Raw genomic sequence first — 24,536 nt, 5'->3', positions numbered from 1 at the left:
GAGCTCCCCGGGGCGCAAATTGCGCGGTGGTGAGGCACACCGATACCCGGGCCGGCCTGCGGAGCCGGTCCGAGCAAGGGCGCGGAAGTAGGTGCTTAGACGGGGCTACGCAGCTGCTCGATGGCGTGCTCGACTGGACCCGCCAACGTGGGATCGAGTTGCGCGGCGCCACGCAGAGCCAGGATCGTTTGCTCGAAGAGGATGTCGGTCAGCTCGGTGACTTCGAAGGGCTGTCCGTTTTGGTGCCAGAAGGCCACGACCGCGTCGACGGCTGCTGTCGCGGACCGGAGCATGATGCGCAGCGCGGTCCGCTGAGCATCCAGGCCCAGCGCCGCGCAGCCCCGATCGATTTCGCGCCAGCGGTGCTCTTCAAAGAAGGCCCATGCCTCCGGATCGGCGCCGCGCCCACCCAACACCAAGCGGGTCGCCAGGCCACGGTGTCGCGCCAGGTAGGCGAACTGGTTGTAGTAACGCTGGCGCATTTGGGCGCCCGGCGGCAGGTTCGAGTCGCCCTGGTGCGCCGCGTCGAACTCGCGCGCAGCCTCCTCCATCGCCGCCAGGTACAAGCCGCGCTTGTTCTTGAAGTAGTGAAACAACAGCCCATGGGCCACGCCGGCAGTCGATGCGATGTCGCCGACCGCGACGTCGTCATATTGCTGCTCAGAGAACGCTTCGACCGCCACCTCGAGGATGCGGCGGCGCGTCTCCTCGGCCTGGACTTTGCGCGACCGCTGCTCGGTCTTCGTCTGCACTAGCGGCCCTTCCGGTCGATCACGAGAGAACCCCCGTACAAGACCGGAGCGTCCTCAGTTCTTTAAGTATGGGGCATAACCTCGCCAATATCTCGACTATGAGTCATTGACTACGAATCAATTCGTAGCTTACTGTGAGCCTGCGCACGTCGGATCGCCAACAGTGGCCGCCTACGACCACCACCGATCCGCTACTTCGCCGATATCTGCCACTAGCCGGCCGGCTCGAAAACAACCGGCCACCCAACCACGGAGAGAAGACGATGACCGCTCGGCCGCATCTGGCTCATTTCGTCCTGCAGACCAACCAGCTCCCCGAGATGCGAGCCTGGTATCTGAAAGTCCTTGGTGCAGAGGTGGTTTACGAAAACCCGGCGATGTGCTTTCTGACTTTCGACGAGGAACACCACCGCCTCGCCATCTTCGGCCCTCCCGGGGACGTCATGAGCGACCGGACTCCACTGACAATCGGTCTGGCCCATTCGGCATTCACCTTCCCGACCTTGGGCGACCTGGTGGACAAGTACCTGGAACTGAGCGACGCAGGCATCGAGCCGCGGGTGCCCGTTCAGCATGGCGTGACCACGTCGCTGTATTACCGCGATCCCGACGGGAACATGGTCGAACTGCAGATCGATAACTTCGTGACCCCAGACGAAGCCACCGCGTACATGAACGGCCCGGAATACGCCGCCGATCCGATCGGCCCGAGCTTCGATGCGGCCGCCCTCGCCGCCGCGTTGAAATCCGGCACGCCCGAGGCCGAACTGCGCACGCGGGCCTGGGCACTCAAGTCACCGCAGGTCAGCCCCTTCGAACTGCTGACGACCTAAAACTCACCCATCGAGGACGACGAAAAAATGCGACTGCTCAACATCAACGGCCGGCTCAGCCTCACCGTCAACGACGGTGCGGTTGACGTCGAAACCGTCAGCGCCGGAAAGTTTTCTTCCTCTTTCCAGGACGCCCTGGATCGATGGGAAGAATTCTGTCTCTGGGCCCGCGGCCTGGACTCGGCACCCGGGCAGGCCTACACCCCATCCGAGCTCGGCGCTCCGGTGGGCACACCTCGCCAAATCTTCGCGATCGGCCTGAACTACCGAGGCCACGCCGAAGAGAACAACATCGAACTCCCCGATACGCCAATGGTGTTCACCAAGTTCGCGTCCTCCATTGCCGGGCCGTTCGGCGATATCACGATGCCCCCCGGCTCGGTGGACTGGGAAGCCGAGCTCGTCGTCGTCATCGGCCGGCACGCGCGCCACGTCCCGGCAGGACAAGCCTGGGACTACGTCGCAGGCCTCACTGCGGCGCAGGACCTGTCCGAGCGCGACCTTCAGATCAAGCCCCCCGGCCCGCAACAGTTCAGCCTCGCCAAGTCGTACCCGGGGTTCGCTCCCCTTGGTCCCGCATTGGTCACCCCGGACGAATTCGCTGATCCCGACGACCTCGAAATCAGCTGCTCGGTCGGCGACGACCAGGTACAGCACGCGCGCACCGGTGACCTGATTTTCTCGGTGCCCACGCTGGTGTCATATCTGTCGTCGATCCTGCCGCTGTTCCCCGGTGACCTGATTTTCACCGGAACACCCGACGGCGTCGGTTTCGCCATGAGCCCGCAGCGCTACCTGCAGCCCGGCGAGGAACTGATCACGGTCATCGAGGGCATCGGCACGATGCGTCACCGCATGGTGGTCCAGCAGGACCAGCAGTGACAGCTGACGCCATCCCGTCCGCCGACACCGAGATACTGTGGGCGCCATCGGAACAGTCACTGTCCGACTGCCGTATGGGCCGGTATGCGCAGTGGCTCAACGACACTCACCCTGACATTGGTTCCGATTACCACCGCTTGTGGCAGTGGTCGACCGAGGATTTGTCCGGCTTCTGGCGGTCCATCTGGGAGTACTTCGATGTCCTCGGCGAGGGGGACACCACCCAGGTTCTCGACGATCCGTCAATGCCAGGCACCCAGTGGTTCCCCCGCACACGGCTCAACTACGCCGAGAACATGTTGCGTGGCCGTGACGACCAGATCGTCGTCACCGCGGTGTCACAGACACGCGACACCACCACGGTGACCCGCGGTGAGCTCCGCGACCGCGTAGCCCGCGCCGCCGCTGGGCTGCGTCGGCTGGGCGTTGGGCCCGGTGACCGCGTCGCCGCGTATCTGCCGAACATCCCCGAAGCGGTGACCGCGATGCTCGCCGCCGCCAGCATCGGTGCCATTTGGGCGGTGTGCGCTCCCGAGCTGGGCACCGACAGCGTTCTCGATCGGCTCCGGCAACTCGAACCGACCGTCCTGATCACCATCGACGGATACCGCTACGGCGCCAAGAGCATCGATCGGCGCCCCGAAGTGGCAGCGATCCGCGACGGTCTGCCGTCAGTGACCACCACAGTCGGCGTCAACTACCTGGGCAGCGACCCTATCGGCGACATCAGCTGGGATGACCTACTCACCGAACCAGCACTCCCCCGCTACGACCGCCAGGCGTTCAATCACCCACTGTGGGTGCTGTTTTCGTCAGGCACCACCGGCCTTCCCAAGGCGATCGTGCACAGCCACGGCGGAATCGTGCTGGAACTGCAGAAGGCGCTGGGGCTGCACTCCGATCTAGGTCCCGACGACACCTACTTCGTGTACTGCACAACGACGTGGGTGATGTGGAACATCCAGCTGTCGGGGCTTTTGCTCGGTGCTGCCATCGTGCTGTTCGACGGTGATCCGAATTATCCTGCCGCCGAGGAGCTTTGGCGCATCATCGAGGACGCTGGTGTCACCGTGTTCGGCGCGGGGGCGGCTTTTCTCATCGCCTGCCGCAAGCGCGGCGTCCGGCCCCGGGACCAGTTCGATCTGAGCCGGCTACGCGCGATGGTGTCGACCGGATCCCCACTGCCGGCAGAAGGCTTCCGCTGGGTCTACGAGGCGGTCAACCCCACGCTGTACCTGCAGTCCACCAGCGGCGGCACCGACGTGTGCACATCATTCGTCGGTGGCAGCCCGCTACTCCCGGTGCGCGCGGGCGAAATCACCACGGCTGCCTTGGGCGTACTGGCCCGCGCCTTCGACGCCGCCGGCCAGCCGGTCACCAATGAACTCGGCGAGCTGGTCATCTCCGCTCCGATGCCCTCCATGCCGATACAGTTCTGGAACGACCCCGGCGACGCCAAGTACCGCAGCGCCTACTTCGACGTCTACCCCGGCCACTGGCGGCACGGCGACTGGGTCACGTTCAACGACCGCGGCGCATGCATCATCAGCGGGCGATCCGACGGCACCCTCAACCGCGGTGGCATCCGCCTCGGCACCAGCGAGTTCTACTCTGCGCTACAGGAATTCAGCGCGATCGAGGACAGTCTTGTCGTGCACCTGGACGACCCGTCCGGCGGCCTCGGATCGCTCTTGCTGTTTGTGTGCCTGCACGATGGCGCCCAACTCGACGACGAGCTGCGCAGCCAGATCGCCGTCGGATTGCGCCGGCGACTGTCACCACGGCACGTGCCCGACGACATCATCGCCGTGCCGGCCATCCCCTACAACATGACCGGCAAAAAGCTCGAAGTGCCCGTCAAACGCATTCTGCTCGGCGCGGCGCGGCAAACCGTCGTATCTGACGGGGCAGTCCGCAACCCCCGCTCACTGGATGTCTTTGAACAGCTGTCGGACCAGCTCCGCCGCGCAACCCACTGAATCCCATCTCACGAGGAGACCCCCATGTCCGAGATCCGAGTCCCGGTACTTATCGTCGGTGGCGGCGCATCCGGCCTCACCACATCAATCATGTTGTCCACCTATGGCATTGACCACATCCTGGTAGAGCGGCACGAGAGCACATCGCTGCTACCCAAAGCCCACTACCTCAACCAGCGGACCATGGAAATCCTCCGCCAATTCGGGATCGCCGACGACATCTACGCCGTCGGCGCACCGATCGAGAAGATGGCCTCGGTGGTCTGGCAGACCAGCCTCACCGGCACAGACCCCCTTCAGGGCAAGACGTTCGCCAAGATGGACTGCTTCGGAGGAGGCGCGCTCACCGAGCGCTACATGCGCGACAGCGCCTGCCCGTCGACCAACTACCCGCAGCTCAGGCTCGAACCCGTGCTGCGTGGCCATGCCGAAGTGCGCGCACCCGGCAAGGTCCTTTTCCACCATGAACTGACCGAGATGAGCCAAGACGAATCGGCGGTCACCGCCACGATCGTCAACCGGACCACCGGAGAGAGCTTCACGGTCATCGCCGACTACCTCGTCGGCGCCGACGGCGGCAAGACCGTTGGGCCCACGATCGGAGCGACCATGGTCGGCGCGTCCGACCTGCTCGACATCGTCACCACCCACCTCGAAGCCGACTTCTCCGAATGGTGGGACGACGACACCCTCATCGCCCACTTCATCAATCCCGAAGCCGGCTCGTACCCATCGGGCGGCAACATGGTGCAGATGGGGCCCACCTGGGGCCGCCACTCGGAGGAATGGGCGTTCCACTTCGCCTTCCTGCCCACCGATGACTCCAACCTCGACGAAACCACCATCCTCGCCAAGATCCGAGAACTGCTCGGCGTCGGCGACCACCCCATCACCATCAAGCGCATCAGCCGATGGTCGGTGCAGGGAACCATCGCCGATCGCTACAGCGATGGCCGGGTCTTCCTGGTCGGGGACGCCGCGCATCGGCACCCGCCCACCACCGGCCTGGGACTCAACACCTGCGTGCAGGACGCACACAACCTCGCGTGGAAGTTGCAGGCCGTCCTCCGCGGCCACGCCGACGCAGCCCTGCTCGGCACCTACGCGGTCGAACGCCAACCGGTCGGTATCCGCATCGTCGACTGGGCCCTGTTCACCATGCAGAACCACTTCGTGGTCGACGCCGGCATGGGCCTGCTGCCCATCCCGGTGCCACCCGAGATGCACCGCGCCGTGTTCGACGTGTTCTTCTCCGAGACACCGATGGGCGCCAGCCGCCGGGCACGGTTCGACGAAGCTGTGCAGACCCAACGGACCGAATTCCAGGCGCACGACCTCGAAATCGGGTACTTCTACCCGGCCGGCGCCCTCGTCCCCGACGGCACCCCGCCGCCGCCGGCGGACCCGATGGGCTCGACCTACTACCCGACCACCCGCCCCGGACATCGACTGCCGCACGCCTGGCTCGATTCATCTGATGGTCGCGTCTCCACCCACGACCTGGTCGGTCGCCACGGAGGGTTGCTGCTCATTACCGGCGCCGACGGCCAGCAGTGGTCGGCCGCGGCCGAGGCCGCCGCAGAGAAGTTCGGTGTCACCATCACCGTCGCGGCGGTCGGCGCGACCCACCACGACAACGAAGGGCAGTGGGAGGCACTCAAGGAAATCGCTTCCGACGGAGCCATTCTCGTTCGTCCCGACAACCACGTCGCCTGGCGCAGCCCGGCGCAACCTACCGACGCCGCTGACTCGCTGATCGCAGCGGTCGGCGCCGTGTTTCACCGATAACCAACCGCACACCCATCAAAGGAGATTGGAATGAATCGCAGGCCTGTTGACCTCGAGCCCGTGGCACTGTTCGGCAGTGACCCGGAGGCGGTCAAGGAAATCGTCGCCATGGAAAAGGCGGTTGAAGCCAACTTCAATCACCAGTTCCTCACCGACCCCGATGCGCCGTTGGAGCACTACACCGACCAGACCGACGTGAGCTTCATCGACATCCTGTCCCCCGGCCAGTACTACGGCGAGGACGTTCGACACTGGTTCAACTTCATCGGCCCGCAGTTCGTCGGTGAACTTGGACTGGTCAACATGCGTGTGTTCGCCAAGAACGACGTGGGTTTCGTCTACATGAACCAGACCTACGAAGGCACGCTCGACGACGGCAAGCACTTCTTCTGGATGATGCGCCAGACCGATGTCGTTGAGAAGATCGACGGCGTCTGGAAGATCCTGCACACCCACCTGTCGTTCGCCGCCGACCCGCGCGAAAAGCACCCGGACACGTGGACTGTGGACCGCGAGATGCCAATGCGGCCCCAGCCCTGGACCCTCGTTCAGTCCTAAGAAATCTTCGGCCGCCGTCCCCCCGCACGGCCGAACGCAACGTCAACGCCGCCCCGCTCTCTCTCCAGGTTCCCGGGGCGGCGTTGGCCGAGCAAACTCAACGCGGCCAGCGCGCCGCAGTCATCCCAAGCGGTCCGCGGTGGTTCACCAAACCACCCAAACACACCATCTTCCAGCGAGAGTCCGCGCCCTACTACGACGGCGCGCAACGCAGCACTACCGAGGCTTCTCCTATTTCCCAATACATTTCACGACACGACTCCCCGAACGTGACCCTTTCGCCCGAAGAACACAGTTGGGTCGAGTTTGCGCTTCGGTGGGCGGATTTCACGACCGGCGATGAGTTCATCATGCAGGAGTTCGGCATGCAGCCCAACGTGTTCTACTGCCGGCTGCTGGACTTACTCAAATCACGACCATCATCCACGCTGACCGAATCCCAGCGGAAACGCCTGATCGACTTGTGTTTTCGGCGATCGCAAGCGGGCATCCCTCCCAGCCTCCCGGCCATTCACGTCCCGGCGCCTCGGCCCAGGCGCGTCCGCTGAACCACTGCTCCGCTGCAGCAGCATCCTGACCGTGCTCACGCTGATCACGATCAACAATCGGCAAAACACCTACCCGTACAACCCGCCCGACATCCATCAGGCATTCTCGACTTCGCCTGATGGGATAGCCCGCTCTCTGCGCGCCGCCCGCGAAAAGGCTCGCACGCCGTCGCTGGCACATCGCAGCGCCAGTGGTCGCGTCCACTCACGAGCATCGGCAGCATGGGGCAGTGCGGCCCGGAAGACCTGCGCCACAAAAGGTTTGATAGGCGGCATCTCGGCTTGGTTCACGAGAGCCGATGGCGCCACTCGGCCGGCGTCGGGAACAGCTGCGCCGCCGACGGCGACCGGCCCCACAGCTGACCACACCCCGTACTGGCCACCGCGCATCAAGGACAGAGCCCTTTGCGCGGACACGGCGCGCACACTTGCCTCCGTGTCAATAAACACCCAGAAATCGACTCTTAGTCATTGATTCATTGTCAACAAACAGTTAGAGTGTGATGCACGGCACGACCAAGAGCGCTGATGCGATCAAGCCCCCTCGGTCCGCAGTTGGTATGGCCCAACGGGATCCGCGGTGGCCTTCGACACCACCAACCAGATCCACGACCTGGGCGCTGACTGCGCGTCGAACGTGCTGCCACAAGCAACAGGAAGGCTCAGCATGACTCAGAACCTCGATGCAGACCTCGGCGAAGAGCTGGCCGGGTACAGCAGCTACACCTCCACGCCGGAGAAGGCACTCACGCTCTTTGAGCGTGCCCGCGAATCAGGCTGCCCCATGGCGCGAAGCGAAGAGATGGGCGGCTTCTACCTGGCGCTCGACTACGACGACGTGAAGAAGCTCCACAGCGACTGGGAAACGTACTCCTACACACCGACTGTCGTTCTGCCGGTCGTTGACCGCCCGGGCTTCCCCCCGCTGGAGTACGACCCGCCGCAGCACACGGCGTGGCGCGAGATCGTGTCCCAGGCATTCAACGCCGACACCCCGCCGCTCGTGGAAGACGGTGTCCGCGAGGACATCAGCCGACTCATCGATGAGTTCGCCGGCAAAGGCTCCTGCGACCTCGTGCACGACTTCTGCGAAGAGGTGCCGCTTTTCGCCCTGTGCCGGGTCATCGGGTTCGACCGCGACAAGCGTGCCACGGTGCGTGAGATGACGCTGCGCGTCGTCGCCGACTTCGAGGACCCGGAAAAGGGCCCCAAGGCGTTCATGGACTTCGCCATGTTCGGTGCCGGCGAAGTGATGGCCCGGGCCGAAAATCCTAAGGACGACTTCCTGACTGAACTCTCGCGTGCCGAGCTCAACGGTAAGCCGCTGGGCCCGCTGGAAATTGGGCAGATCATGAACTCATTCCTGATCGCCGGACACGGCACCAGCGTGGCCGCGATGGCCAGCCTGCTCCACGAAGTGCTCTCACGCCCCGACCTTGTTCAGCGCTTGAAAGACCACCCGGAGCTCATTCCGAGCGCCGTCGAAGAGACGCTGCGACTGCGCACGCCGTTCTTCGGCTTGTACAAGCGCGCAACCCGGGATGTGGAGTTGGGCGGCGTGACCATCCCCCAGGACAGCTACATCCAGGCATGCTGGGCAGCCGCCAACCGCGATCCCAAGGTCTACGACAACCCCGACCAGTTCGACGTGGACCGCAAGTTCGGCCGGAAGAACCGGCACCTGACATTCGGTTTCGGCGTTCACGCCTGCCCGGGCGCCCCGACTGCGCGGATGGAACTCCGCGTCGCCCTCGAGGAGCTGCTGAAGCGGCTGCCCGACATCACCCTCGACAATCCGGACAACGTCACCTACGAATTCCGCGGAACTGAAACCGCCGCAATTCCGACACTGCCGGCTACTTTCACCCCGAAGCCCTGAAGGATTCCCGCCGATGAAAGTGGCAGTCAACTACAAACGCTGTGAAGGTCACGCCATCTGTGTGGCGATGGTGCCCAACGTCTTCGAGCTCGGCGACGACGACGAACAGGTCCGCATCGTCAACGACAGTCCTGACCCGGTAGACCAAGAACAGGTGGCCACCGCAGCCAAGCGGTGCCCGGTCGAAGCCATCACGGTGACCGAAGACTGATTCACCCGACGAACGTAGGCACTGCCGCCCTACCGCCGTCACCGCCCTGGGGCACACGGATACGTTGTAGCTAGATGCACCTGCCCACAACGACCGCGTGCCCCAGGGCTCCCTCAGCACCCGATCCGGCACCCACCTCGCACTGACTGCGACCATCCGCGCACCAGCCGGACAGGCACCGCAGACGAACTCCTTCGCCCCCCGCCGGATACGCCCGTCGCATTCGACCGGCACGCACCAGATAAGCCCAACTCGATGGCAGCATCACCAGAAGCCAACGGCGACAACCAAGAATTCATGCGCCGCTACCGGACCGCACGAGCAGAGCGGGTCCCGGTCGCCGGTCACGCATGCATGAATCGGCCGGACCAGAGCCTGACGATCGAACATGGACAACGACCGGTCCTCGACCGTGATGCCGACCTCGACAAGCTGTTGGGAAGCAGCCGCGCATTCACCAGCCGAGAAGTCAGCGATGCGGTGGGCATACCGATGTACCGAGCCCGGAGATACTGGCGCGCGCTTGGTTTCGCCAATGTCTCCGACAGTGACGCGGGATTCACCGGCGCCGACATTGATGCCCTCTCGACACTGATCGATCTGGTGGAAGACGGTGGTCTCGATGAATCTCAAACCGTAGAAATGGCCAGGGCGTTGGGACGCGCGACGGCTCGCCTGTCAGTCACCCTCGCCGAGGAGTTGGTCAAGATCCTCGATGCCCGCGGCACAAATGGTCCTGAACGCCACTCCGCTGCAAGGCAAGTGGTCGATCGAGTATTGCCTGACATGGACAAACTTCTGCTCTACAGCTGGCGACGGCACCTCGCCATCGCCGTCCAGCGGCTGCACCCCCACGTGAGTTCCGACGGACCCACCAGCGCCACTGTCGGATTCGCGGACCTGGTCAGCTTTACTCGGCTCAGCCGGCAACTGTCAGATCCCGACCTCGCCGCGCTGGTCGAGCGGTTCGAAAACCGCGTCGCTGATCTGGTCACCTCATACGGCGGCCGAGTAATCAAATCCCTTGGCGACGAAGTGCTTTTCGCCGCTGACGATCCGGCCGTCGGCGCAGACATTGCCGTCGAACTGATCGAGATCGTGCGCCGACGGCCGCGAGTACCGGGCGTGCGAATCGGACTGGAGATGGGGCCGGTGATCAGTCATGCCGGAGACATCTTCGGTGACACCGTCAACCTCGCCAGCAGGCTGACCGCGATCACCGAACCCAACAGCATCCTGATCGGACCCGCGTTGGCCAAGCAACTCGAGACCAGCACGAACTACGAACTGTCGCGGATGCCACCGCTCAGTGTCCGCGGATACGGGTCGGTTCAACCTTCGACGCTGCGACGCTCTGCAGGCTCCGACCGCCAGGCATGGCGTGGCGATTCGGCGGGTCGATGGATCCCAACAGAACCACTGGCGCCTTGGCCTGACGACGAGGCCGTCTAACCGCGATTCCTTGTTGCACATGCTGTTTCAACGAAACAGACCCATCGAGCACAACACTGCGAAAGTGGTCTCGCTAGATGGGCGTGGCTACAGCCAATTCCGTTTGCGGTGAGGGCAAAAGTGTTCGCGCAAGCAAACTCACAGTGCTGGCGATCGCGCCAACCACCGTCAAGGCCGCCAAGTGCACCACCAGCATGGACGGCCCATCAATCGAATGGCGCACCGACAGGTAGAGGATGCCGGAACCGAACAGGCCACTGGCGAAGGCCATTGGCACCACCGGGATCAAGTACAGGTTGCGCCGTCCCCCGAGCGCCGGGACCAATCGGTAGACGAGTATGCCGCTGACGAGTGCGCTCATGGCGTTGGTGAAGGCCAGGGAGATCGGGTAACCGAAGACGACGAACGGTTGACGGTCCTGGTAGTCGTAGACCCCCAACACACTGATGTAGGTCAGTTCCGCCACGATGGCCATCACGACGATCGCCGCGTACATCTTCCACACTGTTCGTCTGGTTGGGGTCCGCGCGACCATCCGCGCGATGAATACCGTTGCCCACCATAGAAAGACAGGTATGCCGCCGGCACCCACACCGGTTGGTGACTGCCGAAGGTGGTATACAAGTTCCACTGGCCCTGCTCGCGGAACCATAGGCCGTACAAGTGGTCGAACAGCGGCTCCATGAGACACGTTGCAGTCCCGCTGGCGAGGACGAACATCGGCCACCATTGCCGATCGCGGCGGCATACAACGATGGTCCATGCCAGCACGCTTACAGCGAGACCGAACGTCAGCAGCGTGGCGATCCACTGCCCTGTTGGTGATACCGCAGTGTCGAGACCGTTGGTGACGACGGGCGCCATGCTCACAGTGCGTTTCTCCTCTTCAGTCGGCCGTGGGTCACTGACCGGGTAGCAGGTAACTGGGGAGGTCGGCGTGTGAGGTGCCGATCAGGCCCAGCCAGTTGAAGGGAAGGTGGTAACCGAAAACCAGGGTGAGCACGCAGAAGCCGAGGACAGCGAGATTGCGCACGTGGGGCTGCAACGACGGTCGCCATCGGCTAGGATCGAGTTCAAGTTCGATCACCATCTCATTCGCGAATTCGATAAGCTCCTCGATCCATCTAATCAGTTGCCCACTGCCGACGATTCGAACCCGCGTGAATCGATCGGCTGACGTTTGGCGGGTATCGGGGAAACTAAACAGACGGTCCGATTTCGTGACCACAGCAAGGCCTTCGAGTACCTCGATCGCGTCCGCGCCGGGCTTGATTGTTGCCCATATCCACGGCTTTCCTTCCGTATCTTGCTGGCCATTCTCATCCCCGATGCCCTTATAGATCCGCCCGTCGATCCGAAACGATTGGGCGCCATCAGGACGCAGAATCTTCCGCAGCGCACCAAGCGGAAGCTTCCTACATTCTTCTCCCCTCATTCCCGTACAACTACAGATAAGTACCGCCGCAGCTGCTCGGAGGATCCTCAGCATTTTGCCGTCGCGTATATCTCGGTAGTCCAAGAACGGCAACCAGCCACGTCCTTCGATGACGCCCTCGACTGGGACTGGAATCGGTTGCGGCAAAGCAGGATCAATCACATACTCACCGCCGCGCCTATGGCGCCACTTCGAAAAGTCGCTTACGTGGATCCCTCCGCCTCGCACCGCGATCAAGTACTCTGCCGCGACCTGCCCATCTCTCCGACCTTGAGGCAGCACCCCGCCAAAAGAGGCCACTACCTCCGTGACGGCGTTGAACCCCGCCGTGGATTTGCCGGGTGCCGGATTACAAGTTGTTGAGGCGTTAACCCATTCGACAGCAGCAATGACGTCAGGTGCGCACCGGACAATCTGCTGGGCCCACCAGAGCAGCGGGGCGAACGTGTCGGGATCGATGATGGCCTTGCTATTGTCTGCGGTACGCTCGCCGGCTCGATGAACAAGTTCCTTCGATGACCATGTCGGCTCGACCATACGGTCAGCTTCTGGCAGATACTCCACTAGGTGTGCTATGGCACCGATGTAGCCAAGGTCCAATGCGATTGATAATCGGCTGGATCCGCTTTGATCACCAAGCAGGTCCACGGCGTAAGAATCGAGCAGATCGATCGTGACCTCCCGGAGTTGCGTGATGCCCTGCTCGCCGAGGTAGTGGCCGAAGCGGCGCAAAGTATTGAAACGGGAGGTGATTGACGACGCTGCCGGCCATTGCCGAGAACAGTTAGCCGCGAGATACGACTCGGGCGTGGGCCTGTTGATTATCAGCCACATCACACGCTTCAAGGGCATTACAAGGTGTGCGGGAATCCGAAACCGCTGTGCACGACTACCAGGTGTCCATCGGAGGTTCTGCACGCTCCCTTCAGGTACACCCATCGGCCGCAGAGACCAGATGGTTTCAGGGAACATGTTCATTGGAAGGTCCGGGCGTTTGAGTCGTAGTTTGTGCACGATCACTGGCCCGGATTCCACCACATCCCAATCGACCGCGTCGTGGCCATTTGGGGCAGCTAAGTCGTTCGTGTCAGCTACGGGATTGCTCATGTGTACTTCCCGTTCAGGAGTAGGTTGATCTCCTCCCGGTCCTCATCTGCGATGGCGCCGATTGCAGCTCGGTATTCGTCGGCGGTGATCAGAGTGCGGTCTTCGAGGAGGGCAATGAGGCATGCATAGGCCATGGCGCGGAAGTCAGTCCAGTCGGGTCCATCAGTTGAGGCAATGGCCTCCAACTGGTGGCGCAATTCGATGAGTCTGGGGAGATGGCGAGGCGTCGCGAAGGCATGAGTGCATTGCAGGCACAACAGAAAATCATCGCCACAAGGCTCTCCAGTTAGGGGGTGATGGTCGAAGTCGATGCAGCCGCCAATCGTTGTGTCGGTGTCGGTTGGCGTGCTAGCGCGTTCGAATCTCATTTTCAGATGAGCTTCAGCGTTCTCGATGACCGCCCATAGCCCCGTTTCGACAGCTTCGGTCAACAGTCGCTCACGTTCGACCTCTGATGCCATCAAGTAGTGAGTGGACCACGTTGCACGCGAATGTCCTTGGGGGGTTCGGTCAGTGAGAACGCGCACCGTCTTGCGGATACGGCTGAACGACATTGGAATATCGTCGTCTGGCCACCATTTGGGCTTCCGGTTGCTAGTTCGTTTCATGTAAATGCCGACGTGAGGCGCAGTGCTGCCGCCGATTGCCGGCCAATGGACGATGAGACGGTCGGCTCCCGGAAGATCGTGCGCTGCTAGGTAGTCCCGTGCCGGCTGCGTCATCTCGATGATTTTCGTCATCACGCGGCGCGCGTTTTTAGGGATCGCGTGGGCGTCGTACGGGTTGCTGGGCCTGCGTCGCTTTTCGTCCTCCACGGTCAAAATGTCCTCTGCGACACCAAGTCCGGGAGCACTCGCTGGCACTTTCCGCTCGTTGATCTGCGCGAAGTTGGCACCCTCTAGGCATGCGATGAGAACGACCATAGCCACCGCGCCCTCGTGGCTCACGAACAGCTTCGATCGCGCTTGATGAACGCCTAAGGATCTCGGGTCACTGACGCTGATCCCCAATGCGAGGCGCCCCGCAGCAGTTTGAGGTGCTCCCGTGGCCGCCAGCTCGCATAGGGCGGCAGCCCGCGTCTGTTCGTGAGGTGCAAGATCCTTGGAGTGTGACTCCTTCAGAAGGAGCAGGTTCGGGTGGATGCGCCGATACTCGGCATTCACGACTGCCTTCGCTGCTCCGAGAATCCCATCAAAAACATCCCTGTCATAGGGCTGATAGGCACTGGGATCCCTCAACGGGAGTCTTCGGTTTAGAATTCGTGGCAGCTCGGGATGAAGACGATGCGGATACCGTCGAAGTACTTGTCGCACCACGCCTAGGTGCAGGTGCTGGGTGTTGCCCTTCGCACCACCTCCTGTAACACAAAGCAGATACGCATTCCAGCGATTTGGGCTTAGCTCGCTTAGCTGGCGAATGCCGTTATCACCGCACCATCGAGCGAATGACTTGATGATGGTTAAGCGACTCCTTGCTGTAGAAGCGCTCTTCCATGTTCCGTTCACTCCCGTGAGAGATTCGATTGCGTCGGCAAGCTGCACCCTTAGCCTTACATCACCAGGCCAGCCCCGAAAATCGAGCACAACAGGCGAATACGAGCCTTTAAGCGAAGCGACGACGACTTCGGGGTTCTCACGCCGAGTGACAACTCCATCCGCTGAGATCGGAGGTTCCCCAGTTTCAGTGGACACCTGAGATAGCGGGACGGTGTCCTGCTGGAAGGATGTCGATATGTCGCGGACGCGTCGGTCGTTCACACCGGAGTTCAAGGTGGAGGCTGCTCGTCGGGTGATTGACAGGGGCCGGCCGGTCTCGGAGGTGGCCCGCGAACTGAACCTGCACGAGAGTCTGCTGGGCAAGTGGGTGCGTCAGGAGAGGGTCCGCGACGGGGTGGCCAGCGATGCCCGCCATGGGCCGCCAGAAGGCGATCTGACGGCCCGTGAACGCGCCGAATTGGTGCGGCTGCGTGCGGAACTGGCCGAGAAGGACCGAGATATCGCCTTCTTGAAAAAAGTATCGGCGTACTTTGCGGCACAGCAACATCGGTGAGTCGGTTTGAGCTCATCGCCGCGGAGTGCGCCGACCACGACATCGCCACACTGACCGAGCTCCTCGACGTCTCACGCTCGGGCTATTACGCCTGGGAAGCACGGCAGCGACGCACCGAACCCACGCCGCGGCAGCAGTGGCGCCGCGATCTCGAGGTCAAGATCCTGGCCCACTGGCAAGAATCCCGACGCACTTACGGTTCACCACGGATCACCGCCGACCTGCACGCCGCTGGGGTCTCGGTGTCGGTCAACACCGTCGCGGCGATCATGGCCGAGATGGGCATCGAAGGCATCAGCCCGCGCACCTTCAAGGTCAAAACCACAGTCGTCGACCCGGCGGCGTCTTTCCCACCCGACCGGGTGGGCCGGGTCTTCGATCAAGGCCGCCTCGATGCGGTATGGACCTCCGACATCACCTATCTGACCTGCGGTGAAGGCGATGCCTACCTGTGCGCGATCCGCGACGAGCACTCGCGACGGGTGCTGGGCTGGTCGGTGGCTGACCACATGCGCACTGAGCTCGTCGAGCAGGCGGTGGACGCGGCGGTGTTCACCCGCGGCGGGTCGGTGGCCGGCACCATCTTGCACTCGGACCGGGGCAGTCAATACACCAGTCACGACTTGGCCACAGTCTGCTCCGATCACGGCCTGCGCCGCTCTATGGGGGCCACCGGCATATGTTGGGACAACGCCGGGTCCGAATCACTGTGGTCGACGGTCAAGCACGAGTACTACAAGCGGCATGCCTTCACAACGTATGCGAATCTTGCTGCGGGACTTGACAATTACCTTCGCTACTACAACCATGACAGGCGGCATAGTTCACTGGGAATGATCTCACCTATCGACTTCGAGATCACCGCACGGATCAATCAGCAATCAAGCTAACCGTGTCCACTTTTTCAGGGGAACCCCAATCTGTCGCTTGCCCGGGGTCACGCGCCATTGCCCGTCAAGTCACGAACCTCCACGAGGTCCTGCGCGAGCGACGACACCAAATCAGCTGTCGTCGCACCGCCAGGTGAGGAGCCGAACAATGGGTCGAATCGCAATCGTTGCACGCGGGGCATATATGTGCTGCGCGTCGTTTCTATTGATTGGTGCCCCAACACGTCCTTGATGGTTCGGAATACCTCGTCATACCGCGATCCGTCTCCGTAGGCGACATCCTTACCCCACCCGTGTCTTTCGTCGAGACGCTGGTGCAACCGGACAGCCAACGCCAACGCGAAGCTAAAGCGCAGGGAGTGCGGTGTGACGGTGAGCTCGTCATTGACCGCTCCTCCGGTGGCTTCTATGGCCGCCCACAGTCGGTCGTTGGCGCCCTCGAACACTCCGATCCATGATTCGTGATGAAACGGGGTTCCGCTTTCGTTGAGCCACAAAGCCATCGGCTCTGGACGACCATCGCGAATCCAGAACAAGCGCCGTCTCATTGGCGGCTTCATCGTGTTCAGTGACATAGCGGTGCCGTCATCGCGGACGACTTCAAGCGTCCCTCTTCGAGTTCGCCGAACCTCGGTTACCCACACGATGTCCTGAATCACGTCGTAGCGGCCCTGGCGTATCGCCCGGCGAACGGCAGCGGCCCGACCGACATTGATGTAGCTGTGCAATGTGCGATTCGCGGTGGGTGCTGTGTACCACACTCGCGACTTGCTGTACTTAGCGATTGCTGCGGGCAGTTTGGCCTCAATGACGCCCTCTGATGGGAGCTCAACCAGCAGGAGCGCGCCCGCTTCCTGCACGCGAAGACCAGTTGAGTAGACGAAGTCCGTGAATGCATTGTTGCGCAACGAATTACGAGCACGGCAGGAAGCGTCGTCGCCTGCCGCACGCCAGTGGACCGGACCGATCCGTTCTATCCCACGACCGCGCAAGCCAATATCACGCCACAGCCGGTACGTTCCCGGAACGATCCATCGATCCCGCTCTTTGCGCACCATTGTCGCGTTAGGTCTAGCCCCTGGCACCCGCAATGTGCCCTGGCCGCCCGGCACCGGACTGACGTCAATAGCGAGGCCGTGCGGCGTGATTGGAATCTTGTGGCTTACAGCCCAGTCGTACAGACCCCTGAGAGCAAAGACCGCCTTATTCCACGTCGACCCCACCACCGTCTTGGAAGACTGATGGTGGTCAGTACGGCTAATCTTGAAGTCGACAAAATCGTCTTCTGTCGCTTCCAGCCATGTCATCGGATCGTCTAGACCGCCGAGGAAGCCGCACCACGTGCCAATCTCCCGCGCGTACGCCTTGCGGGACGACACATCTAACGACGTGAACTGCGGGGAGGAGCTGAAGTACAACACCAACCATTCGTCCAGCTCGCCGTTGCACGAAAGTAGGATCGGCGTCCCCTCCGGGACCCGCGGCCGAGCATCCGAACGGGCTTGGTGGCTACACCCGTCCAGAACGTCCGAGTATCCGGTCGGCCAGGTCTCGCGGCCGGTCGTTGTCAGTACTGTCCACTTCTTTGCCGGAGCGGCAGCGCTCAGCACTCCTGGAACGTAGACCGGAACGTGCCCCGGCCCGCTCCGACACGCCCGCACATGTCCATTTCCTAGAGAACGACGTCGGGTACGGCAGATCCGCCAGCCCCCGGTCCTCGTCGGCCTGCACCATCTCCAGCAGCGGCTCCAGGGAATGCGCGACGTCGTCGATGCCGGCCCACGGATCATCGCGCTGTGCAAGCAGACTCGGCACGGTGGCCATGGTGTAGTCGTCGGGATCGGCATCGGCGAGCTCGACCCAGGAAAGTGGCGTCGACACCGTGGCGATCGGAGTCTTGCGCACCGAGTACGCCGAGGCGAAGGTCCGATCCCGGGCGTTCTGGTTGTAGTCGATGAAAAGCCGCTCGCCGCGCTCTTCCTTCCACCATGACGTCGTCACCGCCTCGGGCGCGCGCCGCTCCACTTCGCGGGCCAGCGCGATACCGGCCCGGCGCACGGCGATGAAGTCCCAGTCCGGTTTGATCCGGACGAAGACGTGGACGCCTCGACCGCCGGAAGTCTTGGGATAACCGGTCAGGCCGAGCTCGTCGAGGATCGGCTTGAGCACACCGGTCGCGATCTCCCTGGCCTCTTTGAAGCCGGTGCCCGGCTGCGGATCGAGGTCGATCCGCAGCTCGTCGGGATGCTCGACGTCCGGGCAGCGCACCTGCCACGGATGCAGCGTGATGGTGCCCATCTGCGCGGCCCAGATGATGGCCGACGGATGTGTCACCTTGAGTGCGTCAGCGGTGCGGCCTGACGGGAAGGTCACCGTGCAGGTCTCGAGATACTCGGGATGCTTTACCGGAACCCGCTTTTGGTAGATCTCTTCACCCTCGATGCCATCCGGGAAGCGCTGCAGATGGGTGGGCCGGTCCCGCAGCAGCGTCACCATCCGGTCGGCGACGGCCAGGTAGTAGTCGACCATCGTGCGCTTGGTGCCCTTGCTGCCCAGCTGCGGGAAGTACACCTTGTCGGGGTTGGTGAACCGGACCGCGACGCCGTCGACGTCGAGTTCTTCTGCGGCACTTGCCATCAGCTCTTCTCCAGGACGTCGTACAGGTCGTAGTTCAGCGGCACGTCGAGCTGATCGAAGGTACAACTCTCGGGATCCCGGTCCGGGCGCCAGCGCCGGAACTTCACCGTGTGCCGGAATCGTCTGCCATGCACGGTGTTTCCCTCCATCTGGTCATACGCCACCTCGCACACCTTGTCCGGGCGGATCGGAATCCAGGTCTTGTCGGCCGCCGAATTCCAACGGCTCGGCTCGCCGTCCTGCGCGTCACCGGTGGCCAGCGGCTCCAGTTCGGCCAGCAGCGCAATGCGGTCCGTGACGCTGAAAGACGCTGCGCCACCGACCATGTGGAGATTACCGTCGCTGTAGAGGCCCAGCAGGATCGACCCGATGCCCTCACCGCTCTTGTGAATGCGGTAACCGATGGCCACACAATCCGCATCGCGGGCGTGCTTGACCTTGACCATCTCCCGCTTGCCCGGCAAGTAGGCGCCGTCGAGGCGTTTGGCGATCACACCGTCGAGCCCGGCCCCCTCGAATGTCGTCAGCCAATGTGCGCCCTGCTCGGGATCCTCGGTGGTCCGCGTGACATGGCACCACTGCTTCTCACTCACCAGGTCCTGCAGCGCGGCCCGGCGGACGCGGAACGGCTCGGCGAGCAGACTGCGGTCGCCGTCAGCCAGTGCGTCGAATCCGATGAAGTGCGCCGGCGTCTGTTCGGCCAGCATCTGGACGCGGCTGGCCGCGGGATGGATGCGCTGGCTCAGCGACTCCCAGTCCAACCGGATGCGGCCGTTGATCTCCCGTGGCACCACCACCTCGCCGTCGAGCACGCAGCGCGGCGCGATCTCGTCCCGCAACGCCGCGAGCAGTTCAGGGAAGTACCTGCCCAACTCCTTGCCGTTGCGCGATTGCAGCACCACCTCGTCGCCGTCCCGGAACACCAGGGCGCGGAACCCGTCCCATTTGGGCTCGTAGGACCACAGCCCCGCCTCGTCCGGCACTTTCACAGCGGCCTTGGCCAGCATGGGGTCTATCGGTGGCTGCACGGGTAAGTCCACGGTTTCCATACTCACGTAGACCGGCGCGGGTGGGCAATCTCATCGCGCGTCTGTTGTGATTTGTGCACGATTTTCCGCGGCGACCGCGGAAAATCGCGCACAAATCGGCGCAGACGTTACATTGCGGTCGTGTCCCATTCCCCCGCCGGCCGGTTCGCGCCGAGCCCGTCCGCCGATCTGCACATCGGCAACGTGCGCACCGCGGTGTTGGCGTGGTTGTTCGCGCGATCGACGGGTCGGCGGTTCCTGGTCCGGGTGGAGGACCTGGATGACCGCACGTTCCCCGAGGTGGCACAGCGGCAACTGGACGATCTGGCGGCCGTCGGACTGACGTGGGACGAGCCCCCCGAGTACCAGGCCTCGCATGAGGACCGCTACCTCGCCGTCGTCGACGAGCTGACGGAACGCGGCCTGACCTTCGAATGTTTCTGCAGCAGAAAGGACATCCTGCAGGCGCCGCGGGCACCGCATGCCCCCGAAGGTGCGTATCCGGGCACCTGCCGCGATCTCAGCGACGACGAACGCGCCCGGCGCCGCGCAGCTGGCCGACCACCGGCCATCCGATTGCGTTCGGACACAGCCGAATACACCGTCACTGATCTGCTGCACGGCACTTACACCGGCGTGGTCGACGATTTCGTCCTGCGCCGCGGCGACAACGTGCCGGCGTACAACCTGGCCGTCGTGGTCGACGACGCCGCCCAGGGCATCGACCAGGTGGTACGCGGCGACGATCTGCTGCCGTCATCCCCGCGGCAGGCGTATCTGGCTGCGCTGCTCGGCTATTCACAGCCGGTCTATGCCCACGTCCCGTTGGTGCTCAACGCCGACGGTAAGCGGCTGGCCAAACGCGATGGCGCCGTGACAGTTTCGGAGATCGGCGCGGAATTCGCGTTGGCACAGATCGCGGCGTCGCTGGGCTACACCGCGACGACTCTCGACGGCATGCTGGCCGAGTTCGATCCAAGCCAACTACCGCGCGACGCGTGGATTTTCCAGCCATAGCCACGCCGAGAGTGTGGCTTTCCGAGACGAAACGCCGCCAAAACCGCGTAAAGTCCCACGCTCGGCACAGCCAGGGGCCTACACCCGCCGCGGCACTCCAAAGACCTTGGCCAGCAAGAACCCCCGCACTGATGCGGGGATGTTCGTCATCAGCGCCGCCTGGAGTTTGGGCCCCAATCCGACGATGTACCGTGCCTTGGGCCGCCGTGCGGTGAGCGCTTCCTCCACCACCGCAACGACTTTCGCCGGGTCGACCGCCATCTTCTGCGACAGCGGCACCATCTTCTTCATGCCGGCGATATGCCCGCTGTACAGGGCGCGGTGCGCGGGCGAGGTCGCGGCCTCCAACTCGACGACCATGTCGTCGGCCTTGCGCCACATGTCCGTATCGGTCTGCGCGGGTTCTACGACCACCACCGGAACACCCCAGGGCCGCAGTTCGATTCGCAGTGCTTCGGCACCGGCTTCCAGCGCGAACTTCGACGCCGCATAGGCACCCAGCATCGGCGCCGACAGCTGGCCGTTGACACTGGAGATGAACACCACCCGGCCGCGGGACTCCCGCAATTTGGGCAGCACCGCCGCGGTCACCGCGAACTGACCAACCACGTTGACGTCCAACTGCTTCCGCCAGTCCGCGGGCGTCAACGTCTCCACGGGACCGGCGACCACGATGCCCGCGTTGTTCACCACCGCGTCCAGTCGGTCCGGCAGAGCCGCCGCCAGTGCTTCGATGTCATCGTCGGAAGTGACATCGAGGATCACCGCCGAGATCCGCTGCGGGGCCAGCGCCATGACCGCGGCGGCGTCCGCCTTGGAGCGCACCCCGGCGATGACGTCCCATCCGGTCGCGGCGAGATGCTGGGTGATGGCCAGCCCGATGCCACGTCCGGCACCGGTGACGAGAACTGAAGGCATACGCGCGAGGGTAGCCGGGATCAGACGGAGACCGGCAGCGTGGCCAGGCCACGCAGGGTCAGGTTGGGCTTGTAGACGGGCTCACCCGCCAACTGCGCGTGCGGGAATCGGGCCGCCAGCGCCGACAGCGCGACAGTCGCCTCCAGCCGGGCCAGCGGCGCACCGAGACAGAAGTGCGGACCTTTACCGAAGGCGAGATGCTTGATGGCCCCGCGGTCCGGGTCGAATTCGCCGGGCCGGTCGTACATGCGCGGATCGCGTTGCGCGGCAGCCAGCAGCAGCATCATGATGTCGCCCTTCGGCACCGCGACGTCGCCGATCTGAATGTCCTCGACGGCGACGCGGCTGGTCAGCTGCACCGGCGGATCGAAACGCAGCGTCTCCTCGACGATCGCCGACGCCCGCGAGGAATCCGCCGCCAACGCCGCCCAGTGCTGCGGGTGCCGCAGCATGGCCAGCGCCGCGTTGGCGATCAGGTTCACCGTCGTCTCGTGCCCGGCGATCAGCAGCAGATTGCAGGTCGCCACGATCTCTTCGGAGGTCAGCTGGTCGCCGTCCTCTTCGGCGGCGATCAGCGCCGAGATCAGGTCCTCCCCGGGCGAGCTACGCCGTTCCTCGATGAGGTCGCGCAGATACCCGCGCAGCCAGAGACCGGCCTCCATCAGGTCGGCGGTGTCGTCGGCCGTCTCGTCGTTCACCGCAACGAAGGGGTCGAGCCCGCCCGCCAGTAGTGCCGACGCCCGGCTGAACAGCGGCTCGTCTGCCATCGGTACCCCGAGCAGCCGGCAGATCACCGCCACCGGCAGCGGATAAGCCAGGTCGGCCACCACATCGATCGTGCCCGTCGCGCCCTCGAGCAGCCCGTCCACCATCGTCACGATGTCGGCCTCGAGTGCCTTGATCACCTTCGGCGCGAACGCCTTCTGCGCGAGCCCCCGCAGCCGGGTGTGATCCGGCGGATCGAGGAACAGGAAGCCCGGTTCGCCGAACGGCCGGGCCTGCCGCTGGCCGGCGGCGATCTGCTTCTGCGACACCGTCGACTTCAACCGGTCGTTGGCCGAAGCCGGGTGTCGCAGCACCTCGTCGCAGTCGGCGAAGCCCGGAAACACCACCAGATTCGCGTCGGGCAGGGCCAGCGGGCCGCTGTCCAGGAATCGTTCGTACAAGGGGTACGGATCCGCCCGATTGCCCGGATCCATCAACCCGAGAAGCAGCGTTTGCGGGTCGATCACTCCGGGTGCACCAGTCATCCCGCCATTGTCCACGCGTCCGCGTCGGTGCAGGTGGCTCGCTATTTGGTGCCGTAATAGCGGCCCAGTACGTGGTCCCGCAGCTCGTCGAATTCCCCCGCACCGATCGCGGCGCGAATCTGGTCGATGAGCCGGATGATGAACCGCTCATTGTGGATCGTGCCCAGCGTGGACGCCAGAATCTCTTTGGCCTTGAACAGATGGTGCAGATACGCCCGGGTGTAGTTGGCGCAGGTATAGCAATCGCATTCGGCATCAATGGGATTGAAGTCGCGCTTGAACCGGGCATTGGTGACGTTGAAGCGGCCGGTCGCCGAGTACATCGCGGCGTTGCGGGCAACCCGCGACGGCGACACGCAGTCGAAGGTGTCGGCTCCGGCCTCGATGGCGGCGAACAGATCATCGGGCTCACTGATGCCGAGCAGATGCCGGGGCTTGTCGTCGGGCAGTTCGTCGGTGACCCAGCCGACGATCGTCGCCAGGTTCTGCTTCTCCAGGGCGCCACCGATGCCGTAGCCGTCGAAGCCATGCCCGTCCTCGTCGACGATCCCGACGAGCCCCTTGGTGGCCTGCCGGCGCAGGTCCTCGTACTGCGCTCCCTGCACCACGCCGAACAGCGCCTGAGCCGGCTTGCCCGCGCGTTCGATGCTCAAGCGACGGTGTTCGGCCAGGCAACGCACCGCCCACCGGTGGGTGCGTTCCACCGAACGTTCTTGGTAGGCACGGGTATTCACCAGGGTGGTCAGCTCGTCGAAGGCGAAGATGATGTCCGCGCCCAGTTGGTGCTGAATGCCGATCGACACCTCAGGCGTGAAGCGATGCTTGTCGCCGTTGAGGTGCGAGCGGAACGTCACCCCGTCCTCGTCGACGTGCGCCAGTCGTTCCTTGCCTTCGGCGATGATGTCGTCGGCCTGCAAGCGGGCCGTGTCCATGGCCAGCACTTTCTTGAAACCCACGCCGAGTGACATCACCTGGAAGCCGCCGCTGTCGGTGAACGTCGGACCGGGCCAGTTCATGAAGGCGCCGAGACCACCCGCCTCGTCCACCACATCGGGACCGGGCTGCAGGTACAGATGGTACGCATTGGCCAGAAGCGCCTGCGCCCCAAGTTCTTTCATGGTCTCCGGCAGGACGCCCTTGACCGTGGCCGCGGTGCCGACGGCAATGAACGCCGGGGTCTGGATATCACCGTGCGGGGTGTGGATCACCCCGGCACGGCCACGCCGGCCCGGCAGCTGTGCGGTGACCTCGAAGAACTGCTGATTCACCGCTGTATTCAATCAATTCCCCGGCCCGACACCCGAATGCCGGCTGACGACGCGG

The 24,536-nt window shown here is 63.5% G+C and carries 22 protein-coding genes; 12 read left to right on the top strand and 10 right to left on the bottom strand.

From position 1 onward, the window contains the following. Positions 1 to 95: 95 nt before the first annotated feature. Positions 96 to 752: a TetR/AcrR family transcriptional regulator gene (locus A7G45_RS08025; RefSeq protein WP_260935538.1), complete on the bottom strand. Its 657-nt coding sequence runs from the start codon at positions 750 to 752 to the stop codon at positions 96 to 98. Between the two features lie 263 nt (positions 753 to 1,015). Between A7G45_RS08025 and A7G45_RS08020 the strand changes: the two genes are divergently transcribed. The 9 genes from A7G45_RS08020 to A7G45_RS07980 all read left to right on the top strand — a co-directional run bounded on the left by A7G45_RS08020 (position 1,016) and on the right by A7G45_RS07980 (position 10,882). Then, on the top strand, positions 1,016 to 1,585 hold the full coding sequence (locus A7G45_RS08020) for a VOC family protein (protein ID WP_260935536.1): 570 nt from the start codon (positions 1,016 to 1,018) through the stop codon (positions 1,583 to 1,585). A 27-nt stretch (positions 1,586 to 1,612) separates the two neighbouring features. Next, entirely contained in the window at positions 1,613 to 2,467 is an 855-nt protein-coding gene (locus A7G45_RS08015) for a fumarylacetoacetate hydrolase family protein (RefSeq protein WP_260935534.1), read from the top strand. Continuing rightward, positions 2,464 to 4,446, top strand: a complete 1,983-nt coding sequence (locus A7G45_RS08010) for an acetoacetate--CoA ligase (RefSeq protein WP_260935532.1) — start codon at positions 2,464 to 2,466, stop codon at positions 4,444 to 4,446. The genes A7G45_RS08015 and A7G45_RS08010 overlap by 4 nt, the downstream gene beginning before the upstream one ends. Positions 4,447 to 4,470: 24 nt before the next feature. Next, positions 4,471 to 6,234: an FAD-dependent monooxygenase gene (locus A7G45_RS08005; RefSeq protein ID WP_260935529.1), complete on the top strand. Its 1,764-nt coding sequence runs from the start codon at positions 4,471 to 4,473 to the stop codon at positions 6,232 to 6,234. Between the two features lie 30 nt (positions 6,235 to 6,264). Continuing rightward, a complete protein-coding gene (locus tag A7G45_RS08000; RefSeq protein WP_260935527.1) occupies positions 6,265 to 6,792 on the top strand; it encodes a YybH family protein in 528 nt (175 codons plus the stop codon). A gap of 83 nt (positions 6,793 to 6,875) precedes the next feature. Further along, positions 6,876 to 7,340, top strand: a complete 465-nt coding sequence (locus A7G45_RS07995; protein ID WP_260935525.1) for a hypothetical protein — start codon at positions 6,876 to 6,878, stop codon at positions 7,338 to 7,340. 580 nt (positions 7,341 to 7,920) lie between these two features. After that, positions 7,921 to 9,219 (top strand): cytochrome P450, encoded by a 1,299-nt coding sequence (locus tag A7G45_RS07990; protein ID WP_260935524.1) that lies wholly within the window; start codon positions 7,921 to 7,923, stop codon positions 9,217 to 9,219. 13 nt (positions 9,220 to 9,232) lie between these two features. Continuing rightward, entirely contained in the window at positions 9,233 to 9,430 is a 198-nt protein-coding gene (locus tag A7G45_RS07985; RefSeq protein WP_260935522.1) for a ferredoxin, read from the top strand. A 255-nt stretch (positions 9,431 to 9,685) separates the two neighbouring features. Next, positions 9,686 to 10,882, top strand: a complete 1,197-nt coding sequence (locus tag A7G45_RS07980) for an adenylate/guanylate cyclase domain-containing protein (RefSeq protein WP_260935520.1) — start codon at positions 9,686 to 9,688, stop codon at positions 10,880 to 10,882. Between the two features lie 73 nt (positions 10,883 to 10,955). On the opposite strand, the gene A7G45_RS07975 is transcribed toward A7G45_RS07980, so the two are convergent. The 3 genes from A7G45_RS07975 to A7G45_RS07965 all read right to left on the bottom strand — a co-directional run bounded on the left by A7G45_RS07975 (position 10,956) and on the right by A7G45_RS07965 (position 14,965). Then, positions 10,956 to 11,378, bottom strand: a complete 423-nt coding sequence (locus A7G45_RS07975) for a hypothetical protein (protein ID WP_260935518.1) — start codon at positions 11,376 to 11,378, stop codon at positions 10,956 to 10,958. 405 nt (positions 11,379 to 11,783) lie between these two features. After that, positions 11,784 to 13,424: a hypothetical protein gene (locus A7G45_RS07970; protein ID WP_260935517.1), complete on the bottom strand. Its 1,641-nt coding sequence runs from the start codon at positions 13,422 to 13,424 to the stop codon at positions 11,784 to 11,786. Beyond that, positions 13,421 to 14,965 (bottom strand): site-specific integrase, encoded by a 1,545-nt coding sequence (locus tag A7G45_RS07965; RefSeq protein ID WP_260935515.1) that lies wholly within the window; start codon positions 14,963 to 14,965, stop codon positions 13,421 to 13,423. Before A7G45_RS07965 ends, A7G45_RS07970 begins: the two co-directional genes overlap by 4 nt. Before the next feature lie 190 nt (positions 14,966 to 15,155). Between A7G45_RS07965 and A7G45_RS07960 the strand changes: the two genes are divergently transcribed. Continuing rightward, on the top strand, positions 15,156 to 15,473 hold the full coding sequence (locus tag A7G45_RS07960; protein ID WP_260932170.1) for a transposase: 318 nt from the start codon (positions 15,156 to 15,158) through the stop codon (positions 15,471 to 15,473). Beyond that, positions 15,470 to 16,363, top strand: a complete 894-nt coding sequence (locus A7G45_RS07955; protein ID WP_260932168.1) for an IS3 family transposase — start codon at positions 15,470 to 15,472, stop codon at positions 16,361 to 16,363. Before A7G45_RS07960 ends, A7G45_RS07955 begins: the two co-directional genes overlap by 4 nt. Before the next feature lie 47 nt (positions 16,364 to 16,410). Here the strand turns inward: A7G45_RS07955 and A7G45_RS07950 are convergent, their stop codons facing one another. The 3 genes from A7G45_RS07950 to A7G45_RS07940 all read right to left on the bottom strand — a co-directional run bounded on the left by A7G45_RS07950 (position 16,411) and on the right by A7G45_RS07940 (position 20,049). After that, on the bottom strand, positions 16,411 to 17,784 hold the full coding sequence (locus A7G45_RS07950; RefSeq protein WP_260935513.1) for a site-specific integrase: 1,374 nt from the start codon (positions 17,782 to 17,784) through the stop codon (positions 16,411 to 16,413). 88 nt (positions 17,785 to 17,872) lie between these two features. Then, the gene (gene ligD, locus A7G45_RS07945) at positions 17,873 to 19,000 is read right to left on the bottom strand and encodes a non-homologous end-joining DNA ligase (RefSeq protein WP_260935511.1); all 1,128 of its coding nucleotides are present in this window, start codon (positions 18,998 to 19,000) and stop codon (positions 17,873 to 17,875) included. Further along, entirely contained in the window at positions 19,000 to 20,049 is a 1,050-nt protein-coding gene (locus A7G45_RS07940) for an ATP-dependent DNA ligase (protein WP_260938054.1), read from the bottom strand. The genes ligD and A7G45_RS07940 overlap by 1 nt, the downstream gene beginning before the upstream one ends. Before the next feature lie 120 nt (positions 20,050 to 20,169). Between A7G45_RS07940 and gluQRS the strand changes: the two genes are divergently transcribed. Beyond that, positions 20,170 to 21,045, top strand: coding sequence for a tRNA glutamyl-Q(34) synthetase GluQRS (gene gluQRS, locus A7G45_RS07935; RefSeq protein ID WP_260935509.1), 876 nt, complete (start codon positions 20,170 to 20,172; stop codon positions 21,043 to 21,045). A 78-nt stretch (positions 21,046 to 21,123) separates the two neighbouring features. On the opposite strand, the gene A7G45_RS07930 is transcribed toward gluQRS, so the two are convergent. The 3 genes from A7G45_RS07930 to tgt are packed head-to-tail and all read right to left on the bottom strand — an operon-like array spanning position 21,124 to position 24,481. Further along, positions 21,124 to 21,963: an SDR family NAD(P)-dependent oxidoreductase gene (locus A7G45_RS07930; RefSeq protein WP_260935508.1), complete on the bottom strand. Its 840-nt coding sequence runs from the start codon at positions 21,961 to 21,963 to the stop codon at positions 21,124 to 21,126. A 20-nt stretch (positions 21,964 to 21,983) separates the two neighbouring features. Continuing rightward, on the bottom strand, positions 21,984 to 23,213 hold the full coding sequence (locus A7G45_RS07925) for a cytochrome P450 (RefSeq protein WP_260935505.1): 1,230 nt from the start codon (positions 23,211 to 23,213) through the stop codon (positions 21,984 to 21,986). Positions 23,214 to 23,254: 41 nt separating this feature from the next. Beyond that, positions 23,255 to 24,481: a tRNA guanosine(34) transglycosylase Tgt gene (tgt, locus tag A7G45_RS07920; protein ID WP_043402852.1), complete on the bottom strand. Its 1,227-nt coding sequence runs from the start codon at positions 24,479 to 24,481 to the stop codon at positions 23,255 to 23,257. Positions 24,482 to 24,536 lie beyond the last annotated feature (55 nt).

This window comes from Mycolicibacterium llatzerense, from assembly GCF_025331195.1.
GTDB classification, from domain to species: domain Bacteria; phylum Actinomycetota; class Actinomycetes; order Mycobacteriales; family Mycobacteriaceae; genus Mycobacterium; species Mycobacterium llatzerense.
This window is presented reverse-complemented; position numbering and strand designations above follow the sequence as displayed.

Bases quoted from the DNA above. Each gene is read 5' to 3' on its own strand.
- A7G45_RS07970 (WP_260935517.1), bottom strand. From the start codon at position 13,424: ATGAGCAATCCCGTAGCTGACACGAACGACTTAGCTGCCCCAAATGGC.
- A7G45_RS07940 (WP_260938054.1), bottom strand. From the start codon at position 20,049: ATGGAAACCGTGGACTTACCCGTGCAGCCACCGATAGACCCCATGCTG.
- ligD (WP_260935511.1), bottom strand. From the start codon at position 19,000: ATGGCAAGTGCCGCAGAAGAACTCGACGTCGACGGCGTCGCGGTCCGG.
- A7G45_RS07925 (WP_260935505.1), bottom strand. From the start codon at position 23,213: ATGACTGGTGCACCCGGAGTGATCGACCCGCAAACGCTGCTTCTCGGG.
- A7G45_RS07960 (WP_260932170.1), top strand. From the start codon at position 15,156: ATGTCGCGGACGCGTCGGTCGTTCACACCGGAGTTCAAGGTGGAGGCT.
- A7G45_RS08000 (WP_260935527.1), top strand. From the start codon at position 6,265: ATGAATCGCAGGCCTGTTGACCTCGAGCCCGTGGCACTGTTCGGCAGT.
- A7G45_RS07930 (WP_260935508.1), bottom strand. From the start codon at position 21,963: ATGCCTTCAGTTCTCGTCACCGGTGCCGGACGTGGCATCGGGCTGGCC.
- A7G45_RS07985 (WP_260935522.1), top strand. From the start codon at position 9,233: ATGAAAGTGGCAGTCAACTACAAACGCTGTGAAGGTCACGCCATCTGT.
- A7G45_RS07975 (WP_260935518.1), bottom strand. From the start codon at position 11,378: ATGTACGCGGCGATCGTCGTGATGGCCATCGTGGCGGAACTGACCTAC.
- A7G45_RS08015 (WP_260935534.1), top strand. From the start codon at position 1,613: ATGCGACTGCTCAACATCAACGGCCGGCTCAGCCTCACCGTCAACGAC.
- A7G45_RS08020 (WP_260935536.1), top strand. From the start codon at position 1,016: ATGACCGCTCGGCCGCATCTGGCTCATTTCGTCCTGCAGACCAACCAG.
- A7G45_RS08005 (WP_260935529.1), top strand. From the start codon at position 4,471: ATGTCCGAGATCCGAGTCCCGGTACTTATCGTCGGTGGCGGCGCATCC.
- A7G45_RS07980 (WP_260935520.1), top strand. From the start codon at position 9,686: ATGGCAGCATCACCAGAAGCCAACGGCGACAACCAAGAATTCATGCGC.